The sequence below is a fragment of the Streptomyces sp. NPDC058964 genome (assembly GCF_042741275.1).
In the GTDB taxonomy this organism is placed as follows: Bacteria; Actinomycetota; Actinomycetes; order Streptomycetales; family Streptomycetaceae; genus Streptomyces.
Genome location: NZ_JBHYKH010000964.1, coordinates 1 through 1,430, shown reverse-complemented (window position 1 = coordinate 1,430; position 1,430 = coordinate 1). Strand labels below are relative to the sequence as shown.

Genomic DNA, 1,430 nt, shown 5'->3' with positions numbered 1-1,430 from the left:
CGGGGGGCCGGGGCCGCCAGCTTCACCCCCCCCCCCGCCGCTGTTACCCGGTTTGGTCGGCCCCCCGCCGGGGCCCCCCCCCCCCCCCCCGCGCCGCCCGGCCGGGGGATGCCGGCCGGCATCGGGCGGCTGATCGAGGGGCGGTACGGCGGCGTCACCAAGCGCTGTCCGCACCAGGTGATCACGGCCCGGCGCGGCGCGCGGCGACCGCGCGGCTCACTGCCCCACCCGTCCGTCGATCCGCTCCCGCAGGAAGTCGGCGTGGCCGTTGTGGCGCGCGTACTCCTCGATCATGTGGACCAGCACCTCGCGCAGCGCGACCGGCTCTTCGCCGTCGGAGCCCGTGACGTCGAGGCCCCGGGCCCGGGCCACGAAATTCTCCGCGAAGGCGACCTCGGACCGCCAGGTCCGCCAGGCCTCGGCCACCACGTCGGGGTCGGCCACCGCGCCGTCGAAGTCCCCGTTGGGATGCTCGGCGGTGCGGTAGTGCCGCGGTGTGTCCTGCCCGGCCATGACCCGCCGGAACCAGTTCTGCTCCACCCCGGCGAGATGCCGCACCAGGCCGAGGAGCGAGAGGTCGGACGGCGGCACCGAGCGGCGGGCCATGGCCGCGGCGTCCAGTCCCGCGCACTTCATCTCCAGGGTCAGCCGCTGGTCCCGGAGATATCCGACGAGCGTGTCGAACTCCCCGACGAAACCGCCGTCGCCGCGCGGATCGTCCTCCGGGCTCACGAACATGTCCCACCAGCCGAAACTCCGGCCCGGCTGTTCCTGCTGCGACTCCGTGGTGTCGGCCATACGACCGAGCATCGGCCGTCGCGGATCGCGGCCGCCACTCAATTTCCGCCACGCGGCCCGTCGGCACGCATGCGCCGGGTGACTCCGGGTACCCGCACCGTGAAGCACGCATGAGACGCCCGGTTACGGGTACCCGCCCCCCGCACAGCGTGGGCGGGTACCCGTAACACACAGGCCCAAGAGGCAGACGCCGAACCGTGACTTTCGTGGGGAGAGGTAATGAACACCGCCGGGATCCGGTCGGAAGCAGTGGTCGCCGAGTGCGCCGTCGAGCGTACGACGGACGAGGGACAACTGCCAGGAATTGAGGACCCGAGGACGGTCGCGCCTAGTGACGCGCGGGAGCTCTCCCGCCAGTTCTTCCAGCGCCTGACTGAGCTGTACGAAGGTACGCACGAGTACCAGTACGCACGCAATACCTTGATCGAGATGAACATGTCCCTCGTGCGGTTCGCGGCCGGACGGTTCCGCAACCGCGGCGACGACATGGAGGACATCGTCCAGACCGGAATGATCGGTCTGATCAAGGCAATCGACCGGTTCGAGCTGTCGCGCGAGGTGGAGTTCACGTCCTTCGCTCTGCCGTACATCGTCGGTGAGATCAAGCGGTTCTTCCGCGACACCACGTGGGC

At 70.6% G+C, this 1,430-nt stretch carries 2 protein-coding genes; one reads left to right on the top strand and one right to left on the bottom strand.

The annotated features are described in order from the left end of the window. Positions 1-216 precede the first annotated feature (216 nt). On the bottom strand, positions 217-798 hold the full coding sequence (locus tag ACFW2E_RS46860; protein WP_384478272.1) for a DinB family protein: 582 nt from the start codon (positions 796-798) through the stop codon (positions 217-219). Positions 799-1,017: 219 nt separating this feature from the next. Between ACFW2E_RS46860 and ACFW2E_RS46855 the strand changes: the two genes are divergently transcribed. Continuing rightward, on the top strand, positions 1,018-1,430 hold a 413-nt coding region (locus ACFW2E_RS46855), incomplete at its 3' end, for a sigma-70 family RNA polymerase sigma factor (protein WP_384478269.1).